This window comes from Synechococcus sp. PCC 6312 (genome assembly GCF_000316685.1).
In the GTDB taxonomy this organism is placed as follows: Bacteria; Cyanobacteriota; Cyanobacteriia; order Thermosynechococcales; family Thermosynechococcaceae; genus Pseudocalidococcus.
In genome coordinates this window covers 777,974-803,200 of the sequence record NC_019680.1, presented here as the reverse complement: position 1 = coordinate 803,200, position 25,227 = coordinate 777,974, and the positions used below count along the sequence as shown (strand labels likewise).

26 protein-coding genes are annotated in these 25,227 nt (G+C 49.3%); 19 read left to right on the top strand and 7 right to left on the bottom strand.

Annotation, left to right across the window (positions count from 1 at the left end; genetic code table 11):
* Position 1 precedes the first annotated feature (1 nt).
* From ctpC to SYN6312_RS03875, 5 genes are all read left to right on the top strand, one after another.
* Positions 2 to 1,300 (top strand): carboxyl-terminal processing protease CtpC, encoded by a 1,299-nt coding sequence (gene ctpC, locus SYN6312_RS03895; RefSeq protein ID WP_015123562.1) that lies wholly within the window; start codon positions 2 to 4, stop codon positions 1,298 to 1,300.
* A 27-nt stretch (positions 1,301 to 1,327) separates the two neighbouring features.
* Positions 1,328 to 2,095: a DUF429 domain-containing protein gene (locus SYN6312_RS03890; RefSeq protein WP_041430564.1), complete on the top strand. Its 768-nt coding sequence runs from the start codon at positions 1,328 to 1,330 to the stop codon at positions 2,093 to 2,095.
* A 134-nt stretch (positions 2,096 to 2,229) separates the two neighbouring features.
* Complete coding sequence (sat, locus tag SYN6312_RS03885; RefSeq protein WP_015123560.1) at positions 2,230 to 3,420, top strand: sulfate adenylyltransferase; 1,191 nt, start codon at positions 2,230 to 2,232, stop codon at positions 3,418 to 3,420.
* A gap of 11 nt (positions 3,421 to 3,431) precedes the next feature.
* Positions 3,432 to 3,860 carry a cobalamin biosynthesis protein gene (locus SYN6312_RS03880; RefSeq protein ID WP_015123559.1) on the top strand — a complete coding sequence of 143 codons (429 nt, stop codon included), beginning with the start codon at positions 3,432 to 3,434 and terminating at the stop codon, positions 3,858 to 3,860.
* Between the two features lie 76 nt (positions 3,861 to 3,936).
* Positions 3,937 to 4,863, top strand: coding sequence for an amino acid ABC transporter substrate-binding protein (locus SYN6312_RS03875; RefSeq protein WP_083853485.1), 927 nt, complete (start codon positions 3,937 to 3,939; stop codon positions 4,861 to 4,863).
* Positions 4,864 to 4,890: 27 nt separating this feature from the next.
* On the opposite strand, the gene SYN6312_RS03870 is transcribed toward SYN6312_RS03875, so the two are convergent.
* The 3 genes from SYN6312_RS03870 to SYN6312_RS20700 form a co-directional block, all read right to left on the bottom strand.
* Positions 4,891 to 5,946: a Rieske 2Fe-2S domain-containing protein gene (locus SYN6312_RS03870; RefSeq protein ID WP_015123557.1), complete on the bottom strand. Its 1,056-nt coding sequence runs from the start codon at positions 5,944 to 5,946 to the stop codon at positions 4,891 to 4,893.
* Between the two features lie 3 nt (positions 5,947 to 5,949).
* Positions 5,950 to 8,223 (bottom strand): ribonuclease R family protein, encoded by a 2,274-nt coding sequence (locus SYN6312_RS03865; RefSeq protein ID WP_015123556.1) that lies wholly within the window; start codon positions 8,221 to 8,223, stop codon positions 5,950 to 5,952.
* Between the two features lie 77 nt (positions 8,224 to 8,300).
* Complete coding sequence (locus SYN6312_RS20700; RefSeq protein WP_256377486.1) at positions 8,301 to 8,423, bottom strand: hypothetical protein; 123 nt, start codon at positions 8,421 to 8,423, stop codon at positions 8,301 to 8,303.
* Between the two features lie 156 nt (positions 8,424 to 8,579).
* Between SYN6312_RS20700 and acpP the strand changes: the two genes are divergently transcribed.
* The 11 genes from acpP (at position 8,580) to gmk (ending at position 17,767) form a co-directional block, all read left to right on the top strand.
* Positions 8,580 to 8,825, top strand: coding sequence for an acyl carrier protein (acpP, locus tag SYN6312_RS03860; protein WP_015123555.1), 246 nt, complete (start codon positions 8,580 to 8,582; stop codon positions 8,823 to 8,825).
* Positions 8,826 to 8,837: 12 nt separating this feature from the next.
* Positions 8,838 to 10,091 (top strand): beta-ketoacyl-ACP synthase II, encoded by a 1,254-nt coding sequence (gene fabF, locus SYN6312_RS03855; protein ID WP_015123554.1) that lies wholly within the window; start codon positions 8,838 to 8,840, stop codon positions 10,089 to 10,091.
* A 471-nt stretch (positions 10,092 to 10,562) separates the two neighbouring features.
* Positions 10,563 to 12,272 (top strand): diflavin flavoprotein, encoded by a 1,710-nt coding sequence (locus tag SYN6312_RS03850; RefSeq protein WP_015123553.1) that lies wholly within the window; start codon positions 10,563 to 10,565, stop codon positions 12,270 to 12,272.
* Between the two features lie 56 nt (positions 12,273 to 12,328).
* A complete protein-coding gene (locus tag SYN6312_RS03845; protein ID WP_015123552.1) occupies positions 12,329 to 12,892 on the top strand; it encodes a Uma2 family endonuclease in 564 nt (187 codons plus the stop codon).
* 13 nt (positions 12,893 to 12,905) lie between these two features.
* Positions 12,906 to 13,472: a Uma2 family endonuclease gene (locus tag SYN6312_RS03840; RefSeq protein ID WP_015123551.1), complete on the top strand. Its 567-nt coding sequence runs from the start codon at positions 12,906 to 12,908 to the stop codon at positions 13,470 to 13,472.
* A gap of 13 nt (positions 13,473 to 13,485) precedes the next feature.
* Entirely contained in the window at positions 13,486 to 14,052 is a 567-nt protein-coding gene (locus tag SYN6312_RS03835) for a Uma2 family endonuclease (RefSeq protein ID WP_015123550.1), read from the top strand.
* Positions 14,053 to 14,065: 13 nt separating this feature from the next.
* The gene (locus SYN6312_RS03830; RefSeq protein ID WP_015123549.1) at positions 14,066 to 14,632 is read left to right on the top strand and encodes a Uma2 family endonuclease; all 567 of its coding nucleotides are present in this window, start codon (positions 14,066 to 14,068) and stop codon (positions 14,630 to 14,632) included.
* Between the two features lie 121 nt (positions 14,633 to 14,753).
* Positions 14,754 to 14,942: a type II toxin-antitoxin system HicA family toxin gene (locus SYN6312_RS20930; protein ID WP_083853552.1), complete on the top strand. Its 189-nt coding sequence runs from the start codon at positions 14,754 to 14,756 to the stop codon at positions 14,940 to 14,942.
* Complete coding sequence (locus tag SYN6312_RS03820) at positions 14,942 to 15,160, top strand: type II toxin-antitoxin system HicB family antitoxin (RefSeq protein ID WP_015123548.1); 219 nt, start codon at positions 14,942 to 14,944, stop codon at positions 15,158 to 15,160. Before SYN6312_RS20930 ends, SYN6312_RS03820 begins: the two co-directional genes overlap by 1 nt.
* 43 nt (positions 15,161 to 15,203) lie before the next feature.
* Positions 15,204 to 16,952 carry a diflavin flavoprotein gene (locus tag SYN6312_RS03815; protein ID WP_015123547.1) on the top strand — a complete coding sequence of 583 codons (1,749 nt, stop codon included), beginning with the start codon at positions 15,204 to 15,206 and terminating at the stop codon, positions 16,950 to 16,952.
* A 260-nt stretch (positions 16,953 to 17,212) separates the two neighbouring features.
* On the top strand, positions 17,213 to 17,767 hold the full coding sequence (gene gmk, locus SYN6312_RS03810) for a guanylate kinase (RefSeq protein ID WP_015123546.1): 555 nt from the start codon (positions 17,213 to 17,215) through the stop codon (positions 17,765 to 17,767).
* An 82-nt stretch (positions 17,768 to 17,849) separates the two neighbouring features.
* Here the strand turns inward: gmk and SYN6312_RS03805 are convergent, their stop codons facing one another.
* The gene (locus tag SYN6312_RS03805; RefSeq protein ID WP_015123545.1) at positions 17,850 to 18,452 is read right to left on the bottom strand and encodes a superoxide dismutase; all 603 of its coding nucleotides are present in this window, start codon (positions 18,450 to 18,452) and stop codon (positions 17,850 to 17,852) included.
* Between the two features lie 141 nt (positions 18,453 to 18,593).
* Complete coding sequence (locus tag SYN6312_RS03800) at positions 18,594 to 19,244, bottom strand: DedA family protein (protein ID WP_015123544.1); 651 nt, start codon at positions 19,242 to 19,244, stop codon at positions 18,594 to 18,596.
* Between the two features lie 214 nt (positions 19,245 to 19,458).
* Between SYN6312_RS03800 and SYN6312_RS03795 the strand changes: the two genes are divergently transcribed.
* A complete protein-coding gene (locus tag SYN6312_RS03795; protein ID WP_015123543.1) occupies positions 19,459 to 20,706 on the top strand; it encodes an MFS transporter in 1,248 nt (415 codons plus the stop codon).
* Between the two features lie 320 nt (positions 20,707 to 21,026).
* Here SYN6312_RS03795 and SYN6312_RS03790 read toward each other — a convergent pair whose 3' ends face one another.
* Together SYN6312_RS03790 and SYN6312_RS03785 are read right to left on the bottom strand one after the other, a co-directional pair.
* Positions 21,027 to 22,445: a glycosyltransferase family 2 protein gene (locus tag SYN6312_RS03790; RefSeq protein ID WP_015123542.1), complete on the bottom strand. Its 1,419-nt coding sequence runs from the start codon at positions 22,443 to 22,445 to the stop codon at positions 21,027 to 21,029.
* Entirely contained in the window at positions 22,399 to 23,373 is a 975-nt protein-coding gene (locus tag SYN6312_RS03785) for a radical SAM protein (RefSeq protein WP_015123541.1), read from the bottom strand. Before SYN6312_RS03785 ends, SYN6312_RS03790 begins: the two co-directional genes overlap by 47 nt.
* A gap of 259 nt (positions 23,374 to 23,632) precedes the next feature.
* Between SYN6312_RS03785 and ebsA the strand changes: the two genes are divergently transcribed.
* Both ebsA and SYN6312_RS03775 read left to right on the top strand, forming a co-directional pair.
* Positions 23,633 to 24,010 carry a type IV pilus biogenesis protein EbsA gene (gene ebsA, locus SYN6312_RS03780; RefSeq protein ID WP_015123540.1) on the top strand — a complete coding sequence of 126 codons (378 nt, stop codon included), beginning with the start codon at positions 23,633 to 23,635 and terminating at the stop codon, positions 24,008 to 24,010.
* 96 nt (positions 24,011 to 24,106) lie between these two features.
* The gene (locus SYN6312_RS03775) at positions 24,107 to 25,171 is read left to right on the top strand and encodes a phosphotransacetylase family protein (RefSeq protein WP_015123539.1); all 1,065 of its coding nucleotides are present in this window, start codon (positions 24,107 to 24,109) and stop codon (positions 25,169 to 25,171) included.
* Positions 25,172 to 25,227: the final 56 nt, after the last annotated feature.

Below are 25,227 nucleotides of genomic sequence, written 5' to 3'. Positions count from 1 at the left end.
CATGGGTCTAAAAAAGCAAGGACTTGTTGTTGGAGCCACCGCCTTGTTAACCGTAGCTGTTGCCTTAGCTGGGGCAGAGTTACACCCGTCTAAAAGTTGGGCCGGGTTCCGCCAAAGTCCCAAAGAACTGGTGGATGAAGTCTGGCAGGTGATTGATCGTGAGTATGTAGATGCCACCTTTAATGGGCAAGATTGGCGCGCCGTTCGCCGGGAGTTTCTCTCCAAAACCTATACCACTCCCGATCAGGCCTACACAGCCGCTCGGGAAATGCTGGAGAAACTCAATGATCCCTACACCCGCTTTATGGATCCAGAGCAGTTTCGCTCAATGCAGATTGAAACCTCAGGGGAATTAACCGGGGTCGGGATCACCATTACCCAAGATGAGAAAACTAAGGATATTACGGTGGTTTCTCCCGTTGAAGGCAGTCCCGCCGCCGAAGCCGGAATCCTTGCCAAAGATATTATTCTCAAGATTGATAATAAACCCACTAAAGGCATGGATTTGAACGAAGCGGTGGGCATGATCCGGGGGCAAGTAAACACCAAAGTGACCCTCACCATCAAACGGGGTAACGAAACCTTTGATAGGGTCTTGACTCGGGCCCGGATTGAAATTCACCCCGTCAAAGCCAGTATCCGCCAAACCCCCAATGGCCCCATTGGCTATATTCGCCTTGTTCAGTTCAGTTCAAATGCGGCTGGGGAAATGCGGAATGCCATTCGGGAACAGGAAAAACAGGGGGTAACGGGCTTTATTCTTGACCTGCGCTCGAATCCAGGCGGACTCTTGTTCTCCAGTGCAGAAATTGCCCGGATGTTTTTACCCCAAGGTACGATTGTTTCGACGATAAATCGCCAGGGAGAAGCCGATCGCTTGCGGGCGGGGCGGGGCTTTTTAACGGATAAACCTTTGGTGGTGCTGATTGATGGAGGTTCTGCCAGTGCCAGTGAAATTTTGGCCGGTGCATTGCAGGACAACAAACGGGCGGTCTTGGTGGGAACAAAATCCTTTGGGAAGGGCTTGGTACAGTCGGTGCAGCCAGTGGGCGAGGGGTCTGGGATGGCCGTCACCATTGCCAAATACTATACCCCCAGCGGCCGAGACATCAATAAAAAAGGGATTGAGCCGGATGTGGAGGTGAAGATTACCGAGGCCCAACGGGAAAGTCTCACCCGAGATGACATTGCTACCCCTAAAGATCCCCAATATGCCAAAGCCCTGTCTATCCTGAATCAGGAAGTTTTAGCCCAACAAAAACAGGCTCAAAAACCTGCCCCTGCCAGTTCTACACCCTAGTCTATTTCCCACTTCTGTAGGCTATGGATGTACTTTTTGGGAGTTGATCTCGGTTGGGTATCGGGTGCGTCAGGATTATGTTCCTTGGCCTGGGATTCCTCTCAGTTGCGACTGATGGATCTCCGCTGTGAGATTGATCTAGAGGCCGTCTTGGCCTGGGTTGAGAGTTGGTTGCCGGATAATGCCCCAGGCCTGGTTGCAGTTGATGCCCCGACCCTGATTCCGAATGCCACGGGAATGCGTACCTGTGATCGCCAGGCCCATCAACGTCTAGGGCGGTACAATGCTGGCTGTTATCCGGCCAATCAAGGATTATCCTTCGCAGCCCGAACGGTCGGGTTTTCTGAATTGCTCCGAGAGCGGGGGTTCAATCATGCCCCAATCATCCAGGCCAGAGAACCCGGACGCTACCAGATTGAAGTCTTTCCCCATGCAGGTACAGTGCAGTTATTTAACCTCAATCAAATCATCAAGTACAAAAAGGGCCGGATTGCAGCACGCCAGGCCGGGTTAAACCAATTGCGAAACCTCATCCTCGAAAAATTTCCTCAGTTGCATCCACCTCTGGAGATTGCTGAACTACCCGAGATTCCGGCGCAAGTGTCACTTAAACAACTCAAAGCCATTGAAGATCAACTGGATGCCCTCATTTGCGCCTATATGGGAGCCTATTGGTGGGCCTGGGGCCTAGAAAAAAACTGGGTTCTCGGTGGTCAAGAATTTCGGCCCCAGCCAACTCAGAGTCAGGATTACTTAGATACTGGCTTTATCGTGATTCCCCAACCGCAGGGATAGACCTGATCAAAATTTTCGGAATCCACTCAGCCAAATGCTTGCAATCCCAGGGGCCTGGATCACACCCCAAATTACGGTAATATGCACTCATCTTAAGAATTTCTTCAGTTTTGTAACGTTTTCAGGAGCCGGTTTTGACGATTGCCTTAGAGTCTCCCCCCCTTCAAGATGCCATTTTGCCCCACGGCGGTGAACTCATTAACCGGATTGTTGCCCCAGCAGAAACGCAAGAATGGCTAAACAAAGCGGAGCACTTACCGCGTTTGTCCCTGGATGCCCGGGCAGTGTCTGATTTGGAGTTGATTGCCATTGGCGGGTTTAGCCCCTTAACCGGATTTATGTCTCAGGCCGATTATGATGCAGTCGTTGAAACCATGCACTTGGCTAATGGCCTGCCTTGGTCAATTCCGGTCACTCTCTCCGTCACCCCAGATGTAGCAGACCCGCTCAAGATTGGCCAGTGGATTCGTTTAGATGATGCCGCTGGGGAATTTATGGGGGTTATGCAACTCGCCGAAAAATATACCTATGATCCCCAGAAAGAAGCCCGCCTCGTCTATCGAACCGAAGATGCAAAGCATCCGGGTGTGAAAGTAGTCTATCAGCAGGGCAGTGTCAATTTAGCTGGGCCAATTTGGCTGCTCCAGCGTCACCCCCATCCACTGTTTCCCAGTTATTGCATTGATCCTCAGGATAGTCGGGCCGCATTTCGGCAACGGGGCTGGCGGACTATTGTTGGGTTTCAAACCCGAAATCCCATCCACCGGGCCCATGAATATATTCAAAAATGTGCCTTAGAAACCGTAGATGGGTTATTTTTACATCCGCTGGTGGGCGCAACCAAAGAAGATGATATTCCAGCCGATGTGCGGATGCGCTGTTATGAAATCATGATGGAGCATTATTTCCCTCAAGATCGGGTTATTTTAGCCATTAATCCTGCGGCGATGCGTTATGCCGGGCCTCGAGAAGCGATTTTCCATGCCCTCGTGCGGAAAAACTATGGGTGTACCCATTTTATTGTTGGGCGGGATCATGCTGGGGTGGGGGACTACTACGGAACCTATGATGCCCAATACATTTTTGCCGAATTTGATCGGGATGAGTTGGGAATTACCCCGATGATGTTTGAACACGCCTTTTACTGTACCCGCACCCAATCCATGGCCACTACCAAAACTAGCCCCAGCAAACCCGAGGAGCGTATTCATTTATCAGGAACTAAGGTGCGGGAAATGTTACGTCGCGGTGAATTGCCTCCGCCAGAGTTTTCCCGCCCAGAAGTGGCTGCGGAATTGGCCCAGGCCATGCAGGTTCCTGTCTGACGTTATCTCTCGTGAAAAATCTCTGGGCCGGGATTGGGTTTCAGGCGGGCGTGACTGGCACTGATCTAGAGACTGCTCTCCGGAACGTCTTCCAGGCCCATGCACTTTCTTTTCAGGCCTTGATTGGGATTGCCAGTTTAGATCGCAAACAAAACTCTCAAGCTTTGCAGGACTTGGCCCAGGCCTGGCAGTTAGAGTTACAGTTCTTCAGCAAGGAACAACTTAATTCTCTCTGGACACCCCACCCATCTGAGAAAGTCTTTACTCAAGTCCAGGCCGGGAGTGTGGCCGAAGCGGCGGCCCTCTTGGGAGCTAAGTCAGCCCAGTTAATTATCCCCAAGCAAATTTATCGAACAGCTAGCCAGCGCGCCATTACCTTAGCCATCAGCCAAGTTGGGCATGACCTGCCTGAGATTGATCGCCATAGCCTGGTTGTCTGATGATCCAAGGCTATCTTCTTCTGGACTAGGTGATTTAGTCCCAATTCTCCAGTTAATATCGTCATGGGTTTGATTTATGGCGGAACCAATACCGATGTCTGCTTCTTTATTACTACAGCCTTGGCGAAAAATTACCCTAACGGCCTTGCTCGCGGCCTGGACAGTATGCCTAGTTGGAGAAGTAAAAGCCGAGACGGTCTTGGAAAAGATTCAGCGCACAGGGGTGATCACCGCCGGGACACGGGAAGATGCGGTTCCCTTTGGCTTCAGGCAGAATGGCCAAGTGGTGGGCTATGCCGTGGACTTATTGGGGTTAATTCGGGCCCGGGCCGAACGAGATCTGCAAAAACCCATTCGCCTCGAACTGGTTCCCGTCACGCCCAGCAATCGCATTTCCCTTGTGCAAGCGCGCACAATTGATATCGAATGTGGGGCTACCTCACGCACCTGGAATCGGGCTAAGTTTGTTGATTTTTCTGTACCCTTCTTTTTAGCTGGCACACAACTGCTCGTGAAAGCTGGCAACCCGGCCCAAGGGCCTGCGGCACTGGCGGGCCAAAAAGTTGGAGTTATTAAAGGCACCACCAATGAAGGGGCAGTGCTGAATCTCCGACCCGCGGTGGATGTGGTTTATGTCCCAGATCGGGACGCGGGAGTAACAGCCGTAGCTTCAGGAAAAATTGCCGCCTTTGCCAGTGATGGGGTACTCCTGGAGGGAAATCTCAAGGTCAATAATACAGCGGAAAATTTTCGGATCATCCCGCCTGTACCCATTCAGTCAGAGGCCTATGCCTGTATGGTTCCCCCTAATCAGTCGGGGTGGCGGAATCTGGTTGATATCACCTTATTGAGCTTCATGGAGGGCCTGGTCAGCCAGCAACCCGCACCGACCCAACTCTATAACCGCTGGTTTGGGCCGACGGGTTTTGTTCCCTATCCCGAACAAATCAATATCCAGTTTTTCAAAGGGATTCTTAATACCCAGGAAAGACCCCCCCGCTAGAGTCTGGGAAATGCCCTGTGGTGAAGTCTAACTCCGCCAGCGTAGAATTTGGGACTTAACTGGGTTGGTAAATGCTCGCCCCTCGGCCTGAGCCTGGGAAAACTCTTTTTTAACTTGGTAATACCAACGGACTTGCGCGTCTCCATCCCCAACTAGCATTAAATTGGGGTCATACCTAAGTCCCTCCTGTTGCTTGGCGACCATAGCTAAGTCTTGATGGACAAAGGTATTCACAAAGGGCAACAAAAACGGCTTGAGCCAAGTAATCCAGGGAGTTGTCCAGTAAAAGAGGGTGGTAACTTCGGTTTGGGTGGCCGTGATTGGAGTCATGGTTGTTAAGTTACACAGGGTATTGGGGCCTGTAAAGGTGGCTTCGATCCGCACCCCAGGTAATTGAAAACTGATTTCAACTTCCGGTGTGCCCCCCAAGAGCCGATAAAAAAAGGTGGTTTTCAAAAGACGATGGCGGCGCATCGTAAAGCCTAAGGGAGCGGGATCAAAGGCCTTAGCTTTTTCAAAGAGGGGAGCATTGGTACGCCACCACCAGGCCCGATGGACAAAGGGAACGTGTTGCGGATCCACCAAGCCACTGATGGCATAATCCACATGGCAAGGAAACTGAAACTGCTGCCAGGCCTGGGCAACACAATCTGGGGCAAATTCGGGAACCATGGGAATTTCTAAATCTGGGGGGGGCTGGTCTCCGGGTTTGGCAGGCATAAAAATCCAAATATTCCCTTGGACTTCCCGCACTGGATAGGATTGAACACAAATTTTTTCGGTATTAAACTGCTGTTCTGCCACCAGGCCAGGAATCAGGGTACATTCTCCTCTCGGATTAAATCGCCAGCCGTGATAGGGACATTCCACCTCCGTCCCAACTAACCGCCCATAGCGTAAAGGCACACCTCGGTGGGGACAGAGATCTCGAATCGCAAAAACCTGCCCCGCTTCGGTACGGCCAAACAAGATGGGGTCTTCCAACAGGGTTTTACCCAGGAGTTGGCCGGGTTGAAGCTGCTGCCCCGGTAGAGCGTAGTACCAAAGGTTGCGGAGAAAGTATAAATCACGCTCCCCACTCATAACCTAGAAATCGTCCTCCCCAAACTCATCGGGTTCTAAGTTTTCTTCCAGAGGTTCTGGGGGTTCACCGGGGGTTTGTAACTCGGCTTCCGTGGCCTGATCCCCACCACTAATCACCACTAAGTCCACCTGCTGGCGATAGGAATCCACACTCTTAATCTGGACTTCGACGCGATCTCCTAAACGATAGCGCAGGCGATTCCGCCGCCCAGTTAAGGTTTGGGCCTGGGAGCGATACTCATACCAGTCGTCTTTGAGGGAACTGACATGGACAAGGCCCTCGACTGAGAACTCAATTAACTCCACGAAAAAGCCATAGGATTGAACCCCCGTAATGATCCCGGGCCGGACTTCCCCAATACAGGCCTGGACTTGCCGCACCCGCTCTAAGCCTTGTAAGTCTTTTAGGGCCTGGAAGGTGGTTTTCTCTCGCTCTTGGAGTTGGGACATGATCTCACTGGCATGGGTTTCTAAATCCCGTTGACTTTCTGCGGGTAAAACGTTCCAGTTCACCTGCCCTAGACAAGAACTATGGCGCAAATTGACAGTTTCTTTGGTTCGGGCAGAACGGCGATCTCGACCTTGGCTAAAGAGAGCATACCAGACCCGCTGATTAAACCCATCGCCGTACCGTTGCAGGGGGGCACTAAATTGGGCATAGCCATTGAGAAGACCCAAGCTAAAGTGGGGGCCAGGTACAAGCTGATTGGTGGGAGATTTCAAGGTATCCAGAAGAGATTCCACCAATACCGGGGCCAGGTCTGCACTTAAAAGCTGAGTTCCAAACCGTTGATAATCACTAGCATTGACCCCATCGGGAATTGTCAGTTCCAGGGGCAAGCCAAGGTTACGGGTCAACTTGAGAAAATCTTGGATAGCATAGAGTTCTGGGGAGAGTTGCACCCGATAAATGGCCGGTAGCCCCAACCCTTGTAGATGAGTTCCCAGGAGTTGGTTGACCAAAACCGTAATCTCCGAGATGGCCAGGCCAGACCCCGTCACCATCGCCCCTAACACGCCTTCATCAGGATATAAATGGGGAACTTGCCGACTTAAGGTCAAATCTACACTGCCCCGTGCCCGCCGTTTTATCCGTAGAGCTTGGGTTAGCTGGGTCAAATTTGCCAGAATGGGGCTGAGTCCTTTGCTGGCTTTTTTCTCGCTCAGGGTCTGGGCTTCCTCAGGAGTAATCTGGTGTTTAACCTGGATCAGGGTAGGTTGAACCTCATAGGCCTGGACATCGCCACTGGCATCAAGGGTCAAAATCACAGAAAATGCCAGCCGATCTACGCCTGGAATTAGCCGTAACACCTCAAGCTGGGGCGGATAAAGAGGAATGGTTAACCCGACTGCACTGACCGCCAGACCCCGCCGTTGCGCCTCCCGATCTAAAGGGGAATTTAAGGGAACTTGACTGGCAATATCGGCAAAATGCACCCCTAGCTGCCAAGTCTGACTACCGATAGGAACCAAGGAAAAGGCTACTTCCGGTTCTTGGCCAGGGGCAGCGATCACAACGGTTTCTAAGTCTCGTAAATCTTGGCGGGTTAGTTCCGGATCAGGGCTGGCGAGGAGGAGTTCCGAAGGGGCCTGGAGGGCAGGGGGAAAGGGGCGATTTAAATCATGTTTACAGCAGACTAGGTCCACCACATTTGCAGATTGAGCATCGGATCCGAGGAGCCGGACAACTTGCCCCAAGGGTAAATAGCCCCCCAAGGGATAGCGAATAATTTCCACATGAACCAGTTGATCCACTAAGGCGTTTAAGTCCGGGGCAATCTCGCTGGGAATGAGTTCGATTTCAAAGAGCAACCGATCATCTAAGGGAACCCCCCGCAGGCCAGCTTCCGTTTGCCGAATCCGAGCCATGACCGAAGGATTATTTCGCTCCAGGATGAGTTTAACTTCTCCCTCGGGTGATTTTTTCCGCCGTCCTTCCCGTGTCACCTTGACCAGCACCCGATCCCCATTCCAGGCCGTGCTGAGTTGATGTTCCCGGACAAAAATATCTTCCCCCGCCCCATCTTCTTGAATCGCAAAACAAAATCCTTTACTGGAGCAGCGTAATCGGCCTTCAATCACCCCAGTTTCGACAACCCGCCGATATTTACCCCGCTCCTTGACCAAGATGCCAATCTTTTCCAGGGCATCCAAGGCAATTTGCAACCGTTGGAGAGAGTACTCATCTTCGCAACCGAGTTTTTTTTCAAGGGCTTTAGGGGCGACTAATTTATCATCACTGAAGTTGGCCAACAGACTGGCAATTGAAAGCTCCATGCGTCGTCTCGTCAAAGAAAGGGTAGGTCATTGATTGTCAGGGGATCGAACCCGGCCAGGGTAAATTGAACCACTCATCAATTCCGGTTGTGGGGTTGGCGACTCAGGCCAAGACATTCAGGGATTCTCGTTCCGGGGTCTGGGACAACTTGGGAAGATACCGGATCGCCAGGATTAACCCCAACTGATTGCCACTCCATCAAGTCCCACAATGGCTCGTCAACTTAACTGGCACAAACTCAATCACCATCATCATAAAGGCAGTTGCGTTGCTTCTGTGCACGAAAAGCCCTAGATTTGAGGAATGGCTTTTGATAGGCCTGGTTCAGTTCCACAGTCGGTAATGGTAGTAAGGTATGACAGAGGCAGAAATTTTCGAGCAAGTGAAGAAGATCGTTGCGGATCAACTGAGTGTCGATACCGAGAAGGTGACTCCCGAAGCTGATTTTGCCAATGATCTCAGTGCCGACTCCCTAGATGTGGTTGAGTTAGTCATGGCCTTGGAAGAAGAGTTTAGTGTAGAAATCCCAGACGAATCTGCCGAGAAAATTAAGACCGTCCAAGATGCAGTTGACTTCATTAGCGGTAAAGTAGCAGCCTAAGGCCTTCGGACTATGACACAGGGTGACGTGAGACGGGTAGTGGTGACTGGCCTGGGGGCAATTACGCCCATTGGCAATACCCTCCAAGACTACTGGCAAGGATTAATTGCTGGAAAAAACGGGATTGGCCCGATTACCCTATTTGAGCCATCACGTCATGCCTGTCGAATTGCCGGGGAAGTCAAGGGGTTTGATCCGGAAGTCTTCATGGATCGCAAAGATGCCAAGCGGATGGATCGGTTTGCCCAGTTTGGGGTGGCTGCCAGTAAACAAGCCCTGGCCGATGCTGGGTTGATTATTGATGACCGGAACGCGACCCAAGTTGGCATCATTATTGGTACGGGTGTTGGTGGCCTGAAGGTGATGGAAGATCAACAAGAGGTCTATCTCACCCGCGGCCCCGATCGCTGTAGCCCGTTCATGATTCCGATGATGATTGCCAATATGGCGGCGGGGTTAACGGCCATTCATACGGGTGCAAAAGGGCCGAATTCTTGCTCGGTGACGGCCTGTGCCGCAGGTTCCAATGCCATTGGGGATGCCTTTCGCCTGATTCAACATGGCTATGCCCAGGCCATGATCTGTGGTGGGGCTGAAGCGGCCATTACTCCTCTTTCCGTAGCTGGATTTGCCTCGGCCCGTGCCTTATCAACCCGCAATGATGACCCGGCCCATGCCAGTCGCCCATTTGATATCAATCGCGATGGCTTTGTCTTGGGCGAAGGAGCCGGAATCGTCATTTTAGAAGAATTAACTGCGGCCCAGGCCCGGGGAGCAAGAATTTATGCTGAGATTGTTGGCTACGGTCTCACCTGTGATGCCTACCACATGACGGCCCCCTCCCCTGGTGGAGAAGGAGCAGCCCGCGCCATTGAATTTTGCCTGAAAGATGCGGCCATTACGCCGGATCAGGTGAGTTATGTCAATGCCCACGGCACCAGTACTCCCGCCAACGACAGCACGGAAACCGCCGCCATCAAGCGAGCCTTGGGCGATAATGCCTACAACATTGCCATCAGTTCAACAAAGTCCATGACGGGGCATCTACTGGGTGGATCGGGAGGGATTGAGGCGATTGCGGCCATTATGGCAGTCTATAATGACATCATTCCCCCGACAATTAATTTAGAAACCCCAGACCCGGCCTGTGATTTAGATTATGTGCCCCACAGTAGTCGCCAGGCCCCGGTGGAAATTGCCCTCTCTAATTCTTTTGGCTTTGGTGGCCATAACGTGACCTTGGGATTCCGTAAGTTCAAGAGTTAGTTTGCCGATCTTTTGTTACTGGTTCTATCAGTAGTTTCAAAGAGGTTGGTATCGGATTAGCGATTAAATCTGCATTGAGATTTTCAAGAGAGATTAACAAGCCACAATATTCTTCGCCACATAGTTAGGGAATTACCTAAATTGAGGATGAATCTCAGGGAAACTCAGTTTTGAGCGTTTTCCAAAGTTTAAGGGAAGAAGCGATCTTGAAAATAGGCAAAGACTGGCACAGAACTCAATGCACATTGATTGCCCGAATGCCCTCTGAAAGTCTGACCGATCTGCCCAGGGAAACAGTTTTGACGGCCATCCACCCAACCCTAAATCGGTCAGGCCATAGCAAATAATCTAGTTCTCTTAAGTCTTCAATAACCAATTGCGATACCCTATCCCCCAGGCCTTGTGTCACCATGTAAAGAAAGATGACTGAACAAGACAGAATATCTTTCATTTCAGCGCAGGAGGTTATCTATGGTCGTTGCATCTGCCACTCGCCCCGCCCGGTTGACCCTGGAAACCCAGGCCATTGCCCCTGATACGACGGCCTTGAGATGTTTAGATTGGGATCGAGAACGGTTTGATATTGAGTTTGGCCTGGAAAATGGCACTACCTACAATTCCTTTATTATCCGTGGTGAAAAACTGGGCCTCGTCGATACATCCCATGCCAAATTCCGGGATATTTACCTGGAAAAACTCTGGGAACTCATTGACCCCGCTGAATTGGATTACTTGATCATCAGTCATACGGAACCGGATCACAGTGGCCTGGTGAAAGATGTTTTGGCCAAAGCCCCGCACATCACCGTCGTTGGTTCTAAAGTTGCCCTGCAATTCCTGAGTGGGTTTGTCCATCAACCATTTCAACAACAGGTTATTAAAAACGGCGAGCAAATTGACTTAGGCAACGGCCACATCATCGAATTTGTCATGGCCCCCAACCTCCACTGGCCCGACACGATCCTCTCCTATGACCACGGGACGCAAACCCTTTTTACCTGTGATGTTTTCGGGATGCACTATTGCAACGATGACACCTACGACAGCGACTCAGAACTGATTGCCCCCGACTTTAAGTTCTACTACGACTGCCTCATGGGCCCTAATGCGCGCTCGGTGTTATCTGCCCTCAAACGCATGGGAGATTTACCAGAGATTAAATTAATTGCCACTGGCCACGGCCCCCTATTGAAAGAGCATTTGACAGATTGGGTGGAAAATTACCGGACATGGAGCCAGGCCCAGGCCAAAGCAGCGGCAACCATTGCTCTGTTCTACCAACCCGGCTATGGCTACAGTGATGTCTTAGCAGAGGCGATTAACCGAGGTGCCAGCAAAACTGGAGTAGTTGTTGAACCTGTTGACCTGACTACCACAGATCAGCAAGAAGTCCGGGAAATTGTCGATATTGCCGCCGGAATTATTATTGGCATGCCCGATAGTACCGCCCAAACCAGCCTCAGCACCATCCTCGCCACTGCCCATAACAAGCAAGCCATTGGGGTCTTTGAAACCGGTGTTGTCGGCAGTGAAGCCGCGTATCCTCTCTTCAATCAATTTCGAGACTTGGGCCTAACCCCATCTTTTCCGGTGATCCGCGTTGCCGAAGCTCCCAATGAAGCCCTGCTCCAACAGGCCGAGGAAGCCGGAACCGATATGGGGCAATGGTTACTTCGAGATCGCACCGTTAAGCAAATGAAATCCTTGGATACGGATCTAGATAAGGCATTAGGCCGACTCAGTGGCGGACTTTATATCATCACTGCCCAAAAAGGGGACATTAACAGTGCCATGTTGGCTTCTTGGGTGGCCCAGGCCAGTGTTGAACCCCTTGGCGTGACGATTGCGGTGGCTAAAGACCGGGCCATTGAATCCTTTATGCACGTGGGCGATACCTTTGTCCTGAATGTCTTGGAAGAAGGGAACTATCAACCCCTAATGCGCCACTTCCTCAAACGCTTCCCCCCGGGAGCCGATCGCTTTGCCACGATCAAAACCTATCCCGCAAACAATGGCAGCCCAATTTTGGCCGATGCTTTAGCCTATGTGGAATGTACGGTGATCAATCGCTTGGACTGTCATGATCATTGGTTAGTCTATAGCACCATCGAAACCGGCCGGGTCTCAAAACCAGATGCCTTAACTGCCGTCCATCACCGCAAAGTGGGGAATCATTACTAAGTTAAATCCATCCTGATTATTACTCAGTTCTTATCATCCTTAATGCGAGGTATGAGATGCTTACTACCCAGTCAATATTCACTTTTGAAGAGTATCTCACCTATGATGATGGCACTGATTCCCGCTATGAACTGGATCACGGAAAGTTAGTTCTCATGACTCCAGCAATTGGGCAACATTACTTTATTACTCATTTTATATTTGAAACTTTTTTGCAAGAAATTAGACGCTTAAAATTACCTTGGATGGTTGTGTTTGAACCCGGTCAACAAACTGGCCCCAAAACCTCACGCTTATCGGCTCTATTAGTCATACCCAAAACAAATATGGAAGCGATGCGTTATCAGTCCTTAGTTTTAGAGGTTCCAGCGTTATTGGCAGTTGAAGTAGTCAGTCCTAGTTCAATTCAAGATGACTATATTACCGAACGAGACGAGTACCAGGCCATAGGAATTCCTGAATATTGGGTGGTCGATGCCATCAGTGAAAATCCCAGGATTGCAATTCATACCCTGACCGATAATGTTTATCATCTAAACATATTTTCCAATGCTGAATTATTGATTTCTCCGACATTTCCTGAATTAAAAATTACTGCCGAACAAATTCTCAACGCCTAACGTGAGTTATAAAATGCTGATCACCACCACCCAAAACCTGACCTTTGAAGAGTACCTAACCTATGATGATGACACTGACACGCGCTATGAATTAGTAGAGGGTCAGTTAATTCCGATGACTCCACCAATTTTACAACATTATTTAATTGCTCGTTTTTTAATGCTCATGTTTGAATCAGCAATAAAACGTGCTAACTTACCCTATCTAACTTTATTAGAGGCTGGTCAGCGAACAGGTATAAGAAACTCAAGACTTCCTGATCTTCTGGTGATCCCAATAACAGTAATAGAAGAATTGCGATTTCAGCCTGCCATCTTTGAATCTGCTGCTTTACTGGCTGTTGAAGTGGTTAGTCCTAGCTCGGTTGAAGATGATTACATAAGCAAACGCGATGAATACCAGGCCATAGGAATTCCTGAATATTGGGTGGTCGATGCCATCAGTGAAAATCCCAGGATTACAATTCATACTCTGACCGATGATGTTTATCATCCAAACATATTTTCCAATGCTGAATTATTGATTTCTCCGACATTTCTTGAATTACAAGTTACTGCCGAACAAATTCTCAACGCCTAACGTGAGTTACAAAATGCTGATCACCACCACCCCAAACCTGACCTTTGAAGAGTACCTAACCTATGATGATGGCACTGACACGCGCTATGAATTGGTTGAGGGTCGTTTAGTTCCCATGACTCCGGCAATCTGGCAGCATTATTTCATCACTCATTTTATCTTTGAAACCCTGTTACAAGAAATTAGGCGATTAAACGTACCTTGGATGACTTTTTTAGAACCAGGCCAGCGAACGGGGATGAGTACATCCAGAATTCCTGATCTTGCGGTAATTCCTAAGCAACAACTAGTAAACTTGAAATCTCGTCCAGCGATCTCGGAATTTCCAGTATTGCTTGCTGTTGAAGTCGTTAGTCCTAGTTCTATTGAGGATGATTACATAACCAAACGAGACGAATACCAGGCCATAAGAATTCCTGAATATTGGGTGGTCGATGCCATCAGTGAAAATCCCAGGATTACAATTCATACCCTGACCGATAATGTTTATCATCTAAACATATTTTCCAATGCTGAATTATTGATTTCTCCGACATTTCCTGAATTAAAAATTACTGCCGAACAGATTCTCAACGCCTAATGTGAGTCATAAAATGCTGATCACCACCACCCCAAACCTGACCTTTGAAGAGTACCTAACCTATGATGATGGTGCTGATACGCGTTATGAATTAGTAGAGGGTCATCTAATTTCCATGACTCCCCCTAAGATTCGACATCAACTGATCGTGAGATTTTTAGAGTTGCTATTTGAAGCAGAAATTAAACGCAAAAATCTCCCCTGGGTAACTCTCCATAATGTTGGTGTGAGAACTGGACTGAGAACCTCTCGTTGTCCTGATTTATGTGTGACCACTATTGCGCAAACCGAGGCGATCAAAGATTTATCTGGAGTTTTTGAAACCTCACCCTTACTGGTGGTTGAAGCAGTCAGTTCTAGTTCAATTCAAGATGACTATATTACTAAACGAGACGAATACCAGGCCACGGGAATTCCTGAGTATTGGGTCATATATGCCATCAATGAGGATCCGAGAATTACAATTTACACGCTTAAGAATGAAGCTTATGATCCACAGGTTTTCCGCAATGAACAGCAACTGATCTCATCTACGTTTTCAGAATTACAAATGAATGCTAGCCAAATACTTAATGCTTAAACTCAAGATGATTTCTAGAGCATTTAAATTCAAAATCTATTTTTGATGGTTGAATCTAGTGAAGAAGAAAAAACTACTCGATAAGGCGATACGAAATCCCAAGAACATTTCCTTTAGCGATATGGTCACATTATTAGAGGCTTTTGGCTTCAGGCTTGATAGAATTAACGGAAGTCATCATATATTTAAGCATTCATTTATACCAGAGATCATTAACATTCAAAACCGTAAAGGATTTGTTCAGCCCTATCACGTTCGCCAATTTCTAGACCTAATTGAAGAATACAAACTTAAATTTGAGGAGGATTAATGAAGGATTATCACATTAACATTTTCTACAGCGATGAAGACAAAGCCTATATTGCGGATATTCCAGACTTAAAGTACTGTTCTGCAGCGGGTGATAGTCCAGAAGAAGCCCTCGATGAAGTCCTCTTAGCCAAGCAGGCCTGGTTAGAGACGGCAAAATCATCTGGTAAACCTGTTCCTGAACCAATGTACAAGCCATTTAGTCAAACTGTTGCTTAGGTAATTTTTGTAACTTGTGCCCTTTATCCCAAGGACGTTTTCTATGACTCTGACGCAAACCCGCCCCCGTGATGTCCAAGTTACCGAAATTGGCCCCAACACCATCGTTCTTAGATCTCGCACCTGGGATCGACTCAAGTTTGAAGTTGAGTATGGACGACAACAGGGGACGACATCTAATTCCTATCTGATCCAGGCCGAGTATAGTGCCTTAATCGATCCGCCGGGTGAATCATTTACGGAACTCTATTTGGCCGAACTATCGCAACATATCTATCTGCAAAAACTAAACTACATTATCCTCGGGCATCTCAACTCCAACCGCCTCGCCACGCTGAAAACCCTGCACCAACTCGCCCCCCAGGCCATTTTTGTTTGTTCTAAACCCGGTGCTGTCACCCTCAAAGCCGCCTTTGCCGATGAAGTTGAGCCACTCCAGGTTTGGGTACCGCGTAATGATGCTGTTTTAGATTTGGGCCAGGATCATCAACTGCAATTCATTTTTGCCCCGACTCCCCGCTGGCCTGATGGCTTATTAACCTATGATCCGGTGACGCGAATCTTATATACGGATAAATTTTTTGGGACTCATGTCTGTGGGGATGCGGTCTATGACGAGGCCTGGAAAAAGCTGGATCAAGATCGGCGGTATTACTTTGACTGTCTCCATGCGGCCCAATCTCGCCAAGTAGAAACAGCCCTCGATAAAATCGCCACCCTCACCCCAAAAATGTATGCCCCGGCCCACGGCCCCCTTGTTCGCTTCAGCCTCAGTCGCTTAAATCATGATTATCGGCAATGGTCCCAAGAGCAAAAGGAACAAGATACAACGGTGGCGCTCCTCTATGCTTCGGCCTATGGCAACACGGCGATTATGGCCCAGGCCTTGGCGAAAGGCTTATCTGATGCTGGGATTAAAGTCGAATCCATTAACTGTGAAGCTACACCGCCCAGCGAAATTCAAACCATTGTCAGTGAAGCCGATGGCTTTTTGATTGGCTCTCCCACTCTCGGCGGCCATATGCCCACCCAAGTCCAAACCGCTCTGGGCCTGGTGCTCTCCCATGCGGCCAAAACTAAGCTGGCCGGAGTCTTTGGCTCCTATGGCTGGAGTGGCGAGGCCGTGGATGAAATTGAAAGTAAGCTCCAAGATGCCGGGTATGCCTTGGGATTTGAAACCTTGCGGGTGAAATTTACGCCGACTGAGCAAGATTTATTGGCCTGTGAAGCTGCCGGAACTGAATTTGCCCAGGCCCTGAAAAAAGCCCGCAAAAGTCGCACTGTCCGGCAACCGGTGTTATTGGATGTGCAAGCGGATCGGACAGAGCAGGCCGTCGGGCGGGTGGTTGGCTCGTTATGTGTGTTGACAACGCCTAGCCCCGCTGCCCATGATTTAACCCAGGCCGAATCTATTTTAGTGTCATGGATTTCGCAGGCCTCGTTTAATCCGCCGGGGTTGACCGTGGCTCTCAAGCGGGATTGGGCGGAAAATACCTGCCAAATTGGGGATGTTTTTGTCCTAAATATTCTCAAAGAAGGCTTAAATATCCGCCGTAGTTTTCAACAACCCCTCAAACCCTGTGAAACTCCCTTAGCCGAGTTGGCCTTAAAAGCAGCCAGTAACGGTTGTCCAGTGATTATCGATGCCTTAGCCTATCTTGAATGTCAGGTAGAATCCCGCTTAGAATGTGGCGATCATTGGTTAATTTATGCCGTTGTCCAGGCTGGGCATTTACTTGAAGATAATGGCTTAACGGCAATTCAACATCGCAAATCCGGGCAACAATATTAAGAGAGCAGCCAAACAACCTCTAACGTTGGTTCCCATGAGAACGATGGGTTTTGCTGAGGCTGAAAACAGGACGATCATTAGGGTGTTAGCCCCTCATTTCAGGCTAAAAAATTTAGTTATCTTAGCTGTTTTATCGGAACCTTGACGCTCTCTGCTCCTTTAAAAATCGTCAGTGGATAACAGCAGTGGGTCAAAACTCACCGGACAATACAAAGGTATGGTGTAAAGTCCTGGAGCGGTGGGGGTCAAGCAGGAGTGTTATGAGCACAACATCTGGCAAATTAGTGGTGATCACCGGCCCGAGTGGGGTTGGTAAAGGGACATTGTTACGCAAGTTCTTGGCAAAATATCCAGACACCTATTTCTCTGTCTCAGCTACCACTCGCGCCCCCCGGCCTGGAGAAATAGATGGCCAAGATTACTATTTTGTCTCAACTGATAAATTCCAGGCCATGATCCAAGCCAACGAACTTTTGGAATGGGCCGAGTTTGCTGGAAATTTTTATGGCACCCCCCGAGAGCCAGTCGTGACGCAGGTTGCCGCTAGCCGGTTAGTCATCTTAGAAATTGAATTGGCCGGAGCTAGACAAGTCCGCACCACCTATCCCCAGGCCTGCCAAATCTTCATTGCCCCCCCATCTCTGGCTGAACTCGAACGCCGGATTCGTCTGCGGGGCCAAGATTCAGAACCAGCTATCAGCCGCCGCCTCGAACGGGCCAAAATTGAACTAGAGGCTGCCCATGAGTTTGACTATCAAATCATTAACGAAGATTTAGAGATTGCCTTACGAGGCCTGGAAGCGATTGTCTGCTAAAGATGTAAAGCCCCAGTCAAAAACCCCCAGGCCAGGAGCGTGAGGGCTAGCGTAGATCAATGAGTTTAAAATGTTGAGAAACTTAGACGGTGGCTAAATTTTGAGCAACAAAATCCCAGTTCACCAACTTGCTCAAGAAGTTCTCAATAAACCCAGGCCGGGCATTTTGGAAATCTAAGTAGTAGGCGTGCTCCCAAACATCCAAAGTCAGCAAAGGCACTTGCCCATGCACGAGAGGGTTTTCGGCATTAGGGGTTTTGGTCACTTTGAGGGTGCCACCTTCGGAAACCAACCAGGCCCAGCCACTCCCAAATTGGGTTGCCGCTGCGGTGGAAAATTGCGTCTTAAACTCATCAAAGCTGCCAAAGGCACTCTCTATCCGAGCCGCTAACTCTCCCGTTGGCACGCCCCCACCCGCAGGCTTGAGGGAATTCCAGAAAAAGGTATGATTCCAGACTTGAGCCGCATTGTTAAAAATTCCGGCTTTACTGGGATCACTGAAACTAATCCGAATCACATCTTCTAAAGACTTATCGGCTAATTCCGTATCTTGGGTGAGTTTGTTGAGATTATCCACATAGGCTTTATGGTGCTTGCCATAGTGAAATTCAAATGTCCGGGCCGACATCCCATAGGGTTCTAAGGCACCAAAATCAAAGGGTAGAGGTGGTTGCTGAAATGCCATACGTGTTCAAGACCTCTTGTCAGAATCTAAGGTGAAAAATGACTGGACAGAAACTGATGTGACGGCTCAAGCCAATTTTTGCAAAACCATCAAGCCAGCTTTAACAATTCTCAATGATTCTAACACTCACCCGCAACGGGACTAAATGCTAGAGCTATCGGAGGACGGAACCACTGCTTGCTGTAACCCCCTGCGATGCCGCCAGGCCGAGAAAGCGACCCAAGCCCCCAGGCCTGCCAATGCCAACAAACTAAACTGGGCCACCCAAGTGACTAAGGTTTCTAAGGAGACTAATCGCCCAGCAAAATAGGCCAAGGAGACCATCACACTCGCCCACAACGCCGCCCCCGCCACATTACAGAGCAAAAATTGACCATAGGGCATCTGGGAAATTCCCGCCAAGGGTCCGGCAAAAATCCGTAACAAGGCGACAAACCGGCCCAAGAAGACTGCGCGGGGGGCATTAAAACTAAACCGATTGCGCAAATCTTCCAACTGAGCCACATCTAGTTTGAAAAATTCCCCAATCTTGACCAGTAACGGCCAGCCCCCCAGTCGCCCCAACCAATAGCCAAAGTTATCCCCCAAGGTCGCCCCAAGAATCGCACAGCCCAAAACCACAGGAAAGCGCATTTCCCCACTCCCCGCCAAAAATCCCCCCACAAGCACAATCGTTTCTCCAGGCAAGGGAATCCCCATATTTTCCAGCATGATCCCACCGAGGATTGTCCAATAACCATACTCACGGGCAAAATCTTGAACTACATCGAGGGAAATTTCCGGCAAGAGCATAGGAGTTAGGGGTGAAAAAGGGGAAAGAGTTGCGGGCTAGAGCTATTTTTTACTGTAGCGGGTTTCTGAGTATGAAGAATATTTTCGTGAGATTTTTTAATCCTCGGAAATGTGATCGGGAATTGCTCAGGTCCAGGCCAAGTTCCTTAGAATTAAGGCAGGTTAATTTTTATTCCCGACTTCAAATTTTCTTTTCCTTCATTGTTCTGCCTAAATGCTCAGTCCAGGCCCACAACCCACTTCGGGGGGATTTCTTTCCCTGCTCCACAACCGCAACTTCCTCAAACTCTGGAGCGGGCAGATCATCTCCCAATTAGGCGACAAAATTTTCTTAGTGCTTTTAATTACCCTTGTGGTCAATTACCAGGCCCCGGCCTACTTAGCGACCTCGATGGCTTCGGCGGTGATGGTGGCGAATACGTTACCCGCAGTTTTTTTTGGGTCGGCGGCCGGAATTTTTGTCGATCGCTATCCAAAACGCACCATTCTCAGTGTCACTAATATTTTGCGGGGGCTGCTAGTTTTAGCGATTCCCTTTTTACCTAATGAGTTTGCGCTACTGTTGCTAGTGGCTTTTTTAGAGTCCATTTTGACCCAGTTTTTTGCCCCGGCGGAACAAGCGGCGATTCCCTTGCTCGTGGATGAAAAAAATCTCCTCTCCGCCAATGCCCTGTTTATTACCACCATGATGGGATCCTTGGTGATTGGGTTTGCCATTGGGGAGCCGGTGTTGAGTTGGGCCCAGAGTTGGGGCAAGCTTGGCCGGGAGTTTTTTGTCGGGGGGCTGTATATTTCGGCTGGCCTGGTCTTGAGTTGGATTCGTGTTCAGGAATCTGTAACCACCCATGACCAAAAATGGCAGTTCATTGGGGATCTCAAAGATGGCTTTGGCTACTTACGGAAAAATAAGGTACTCGGCCAGGCCATGCTCCAACTCACGGTTTTGTATTGCGTCTTTGCAGCCTTAACTGTCTTAGCCGTTGGTCTGGCCCAGGAAATTGGCCTGAAACCAAATCAGTTTGGCTTTCTTTTGGCGGGTTCTGGAGTGGGGTTAATCTTGGGGGCTGGAATCTTAGGGCAGTGGGGAGAACGTTGGTCAGATCGGCCCTTACCCCTCTATGGCTTTCTAAGTATGGCGTTTGTCCTACTAGTTTTTGCCTTTGTGGATCGCCTCTGGCTGGGCCTGGGTTTAAGTGTGTTTTTGGGAATTGGAGCCTCGTTTATTGGTGTACCGATGCAAACCCTGATCCAAATTAAAACTCCCCCCGAAATGCGCGGGAAAGTCTTTGGTTTTCAAAATAATATTGTCAACATTGCCCTGAGTGTCCCCTTGGCTTTGGCTGGCATTCTTGCGGATTTAGTGGGTTTGCAAGCAGTGTTAGTGGGTTTAGGGATTGTCGTGGCGGTAGCGGGCATCTGGGCTTGGCAAAAAGGGCAACAGATTGTCGAAGAGAGCATTTGAGATTGAGCAACCCAGCAGAGTTGTGCCCTTGATTTAGCTATTTTTGCGCCACCAAAACCAGGCCTGGCGATTCAATATAAACGGCTCTCTTGGGAAGAGGGTGATAGGTTCAGCTTATAACCCCCGACATCAAAGGCTTTCAGCCATTATCACTTCAATAAAATGTATCGTCATATACAGTTTTAATCGCAAATCCAAAAGAGCCAGTTTGTTAATAGTCAACATAAATGTTCAAAGGAAATATTCTTGTCAAAAGTCCCTCGAAAAATCTTCAGTAATAGTTGTTTCAATTTTGACATTAGGGAAATTATCGCAAAGACTTAAGCCCCCGAAGCGGCCGACTCTCCATGCACAGTTTTGACCCACTTCAACCGCTTGGCCCGCACCGACATCCGTAACGTCACCCCGGCCACCACCGGCAACCAATGGAGCATATAAACCGTGGCCCGAATCGCTGAAAATACTAAATGAAACAGATGCATCGGCATGGCTTGGGTGCGGGGAATGGCCCGTAACATCCCAATCACAGAGAGGGTCAAACTCAGGCTAGTCAGGGGGATTAACAGGGGAGATTTGGCCCGTAAGGCTGCCATCAGCAGGTCGGGAATCGTGGCCGTAGGAATCCCATATTTAATCATCAGCCAAAACAACATATCTAGGCTTTTGCGGGTTCCGAGGCGATTGCGGACTAGCTCTGACCAATAATCGAGGTAACTTTGATAGCCTCCTTCGGCCCAGCGATTCCGTTGATGCCAAAGGGCTTTTGCAGTCGTCACTCCTTCTTCAGAAACTGCCGGATCCATGAGCAGATCAATATCCCAGGCCTGGAGGTGGAGCTGTAAACTTAAGTCCAAATCATCGGTAATTGTGGATTCATTCCAACCGCCACAATCCGCCAAGGCCGCCCGCCGGACAAACTGCCCATTCCCCCGTAACTCGCCCAGACCCCCGACCGCAATTCGTTGTTGTTGAAAATAGGCATCTAAGGCCATCTCCGCGGTTTGCCCCTCAGTCCAGAAATTAATATCACTGTTGCTAATGGCTTTACGGACTTGAACGGCCCCAACTCTTGGAGCTTGAAAACGGGTGATTACGGTTTTAACCAGGCCTGGGTCAATCACCGCATCGGCATCAAACACGCCAATAATCTCGCCTTTGGTCAACGGTAATACTTGATTCAATGCCCCCGATTTGCCCCCAGTCGCCCCCGGCCCCCGCCGTAAAACATTGAGATGTTGGTATTCGGTTTTGAGTTCTTTAAGAATGGCTCCAGTTTCATCGCTGCTGTTGTCATCCACAATCCAAACATCCAGTAAGTCTGCCGGATAATTTACCCCACAGAGTGACTTCACCAAACGGGCAATCACTGCCGCCTCATTTTTGGCCGCAACAACCAAGGAAACAGACGGGAGTTGAATTGCCTCAGCTAATTCCGGATCCGCTTCAAGCGGTAATTCAAGCCCAGATTTTGGGCGAGTTGTTACTAACCGAACACCATGCACCGTCATCACCGTGGTTAAGGCCCAGATCAACCAAATCCCATGGGCCATGAGATGCAAACTAATCACCACCGCCCAGACCGCAGACAAAACCATCGCCGCCTTAATCCGCCGCCCATCTAAAATGGGTTGGGGCGTGAGCGCGGCCTGATCGGTTTCATCCACCCAATCGGTCAACAGGGCATCAAGCGGATCAAGCTCGTTGTAGGAATCGCTTTCGGGCCAGGAATTCTCCGGCATAAGACATTTGATTTAAGAACCAGTACTTGTCAACACCTTTGAAAAAGCTGGGAATGAGGTAGCACCACACCGTACAGCCTTCACAAACCGATAACCGCCCTTGGGATTGCCGATAGTCTTCCACCACGTCCGACTGCTTATACAGATCATAGAGTTTCCCCTCAATGGGGACTCCTTTTTGGGCAAAGTGGTAGCAGGGCAGCAATAACTCGTCATTGGGAGAAATTGCAATTACCGCATCAACCGCTTTACAGCGGGGATTTTGGGTATCATTTCCTCCGGCGCGAATTAAGGCTAGGGCTGCTTTATTGTAACCAACGTTACTATACTTCCTGGCATTCTGTTCAATGCTGTCGGCGATCGCAGGCGTTGGGTTCTTCTTGCTGTTGTAATGGTCATGGGCCGTAAAAGCGGGATTCAACCAGACTCGCACTCCTAAGCGTTGCCCCAGTTCCGCCACTTCCCCGATGCGATCATAGTTTTGGGCAGTAACAGTGTGGTTGAGTACCGGATATTCGCCGAGGTCTTTGGCAATTTTGACCGAGTCCACCAATGTCTCAAAGATTTTCACGCCCCGCGAGTGATCGTGGGTTTCGGCATCAGCCCCATCCAAGGAAAAGTTGAGAAAATCCACCAGGCCATGGATCTCTTTTGCCCGCTTGGGATAGAGGATCGTATTGGTGGTCATGCTGGTGACAAAGCCCAGACCCTTGGCCGTGCGGTAAATGTCCGGGGCATCGGCCCGCAACAGGGGTTCACCGCCCGTAAAGTCCACATACTTCACTCCCAGTCGCCGCAGATCCTGGAGGTTTTTCTGAATGGCTGCAAAATCCGCCTCCTGACCCGGTTCCAAGGCCCAAATATCACAAAAATGGCAACGGGCATTACAACGATAGGTGAGATAGTAGTTGGCAACCAATGGGGCCATAATGATAGTCCTGACGGGGTAAATGGCAAATTGGGCAAGTCAATAAATATAGGCTTCAGCCCGGCATCAAGATAGAAAATAGTCAAGGAATAGCCTTTGCAGGGCGATGCTTGCTCAATAGTTTAAGCCAAATCTAGGGAAAGAATACAGCTAAAATAACTGAGGATAGTTCTTTATCTGCAAAAATAAGTTCCGAAGATTCGCTTGACCTGTTTGAGACATTACCCATTATGTTGTTCGCCCGCCTGAGGAATTATTCATGGCTGTGAATCTGGATCTACTCAAACCTGCCCCGCCCAAAGATGTCAACATTTTTACACCCTATATTCCCAGTGGGAAGCGGGCCTTTTTACCCTTGGGGATTGCTCTCTATCAGCGGGGAACCTTGGAAGGACAACGGGGAATTGAGGGGGGAGACAATATAGATTTTGTCGCGAGTTGGAACATTTCAAACCTACCGGCAGATTTGGCCCGCTGTAATGTGGTTTTTGATGGTAATCCAGAATTAACCTACGAAATTACCATGACAACTTTTGAGTTGGTGGATCACTTGATTGATGTCCTAATTAGTTATCGGCGGGCCCGAGTGGCGGATTTTTCCAAAACGTTTTATCGGAAACTATTACGATTAGAGTAGCGAGAACCTTCGGCCTTGGGCTTTGTTTGCCCCCACCCTAACCCTCCTCCAGGCCATCGGAGAGATCGCTATAGTTTCGCCAGGAGTATTTTAGCTGTGCCCCATCATTTAATTATTGGTTCCATCACTCCCTATAGCGGCAAATCGGCGACAGTCCTCGGCCTGGCCCAGCAACTTCAAAAACGTAAACTTCCGATTGCCTTTGGAAAGCCCATCGGGACAGAGTTGGGGGAGAGTGGCTTAGATGCTGATGTTGCCTTTATTCAAACCACCCTTGGCCTGAGTAACCAGCAGATTCGCCCCAGCATTTTAACCTTAACCCCCGATTTAATCACTCAACGGTTGCGGGGCCTGGATATTCATAACTATGCCGATAAGCTCTCTGCCTATCAAGAACTGGGGAACCTCGATGAATTAGTCCTTTTAGAAGGCCCCAGCACCCTCGAAGAAGGCCGGCTTTTTGGCTTATCTCTGCGCGAGATGGCCATGGCTCTTCCAGCTAAAATTCTCCTGATTGCCCGCTATCTTTCCCCCCAAGTTGTTGAATCCCTGCTCCTAGCCCAGTCGGAATTAGGCGAGCATTTGCTGGGTATCTTGATCAACGACATTGCCCCGAATTATTGGGAATCTGCCACCCTTGCCAAGGAATTTCTTGAAGCCCAGGGAATGCCAGTTTTAGGGTTACTGCCGCGCAATCAACTCCTCCGCAGTGTCAGTGTGCAAGAATTGGTGCGACAACTTGGGGCTGAGGTTTTGTGTCGGGGAGATCGATTAGATTTACTAGTGGAAGAATTAAGCATTGGGGCCATGAATGTCAGCGCGGCACTTAAATATTTTCGCAAGGGCAACAACATGGCAGTGATTACGGGAGGCGACCGGACAGATATTCAATGGGCGGCCTTGGAAACCTCGACCCACTGTTTGATTTTGACGGGTCACTTGCCCCCCACACCTGCCTTAATGGCCCGGGCTGAAGAACTGGAAATTCCAATCCTCTCAGTTGATTTGGATACCTTGACCGCCGTTGAAATTGTGGATCGGGCCTTTGGGCAAGTACGACTCCATGAAGCGGTCAAAGTGGATTGTGTCTATCAACTGATGGCGAAACATTTCCAAACTGAGCGACTCTTGAGTGCGCTGCAATTACCGTTGCCGGCCTGAGCAGAGACTAATTTCTCAAGTCAATCCATGGCGTTGACTATCTACTAACGTGGGAT